General features: G+C 55.7%; 1 pseudogene. It reads left to right on the top strand.

Going from position 1 to position 535, the window contains the following annotated elements:
• Positions 1 to 535: pseudogene (locus ACESTR_RS16460) on the top strand (glycoside hydrolase family 97 catalytic domain-containing protein); the annotation flags it as partial.

Below are 535 nucleotides of genomic sequence, written 5' to 3'. Positions count from 1 at the left end.
TTGTTCGAGGGCTGGAACAAAGGATGGGAGAACTGGGGCGGAAACCAGCAGTTCGACTACCTCGAACCCTATGCGGATTTCGATCTGGAGCGAATAGCCGCCTATGCCCGTGAAAAGGGCGTGCAACTGTGGATGCACAATGAAACGGGAGGAAATATTCTGAGTACGAAGCCGTCATGGAAGCAGCGATGAGGAGGTATGCCGAACTGGGGGTTCACACGCTCAAAACGGGATATGCAGGGGGATTCAAAGGCGGTTACCTCCATCATTCGCAGTATGGAGTGCAGCACTATCAGCGGGTCGTGGAAACGGCGGCGAAATACCGGATCATGCTCGACGTACACAAGCCGATAAAGGAGACGGGGATACGACGCACGTGGCCCAACATGATGACACGCGAAGGGGCGCGGGGCATGGAATGGAACGCATGGTCGGAAGGGAATTCGGCAGAGTATCTCACGACGCTGCCCTTCGTGAGGATGCTGAGCGGACCGATGGACTACACTCCGGGAATCTTCGACATCGACTATTCCAC

It is taken from the genome of Alistipes sp. DJF_B185, from assembly GCF_964250025.1.
Lineage (GTDB): Bacteria > Bacteroidota > Bacteroidia > Bacteroidales > Rikenellaceae > Alistipes > Alistipes finegoldii.
Note: the sequence above shows the minus strand (reverse complement) of the source record. Positions and strands in the feature narration are given on the sequence as shown.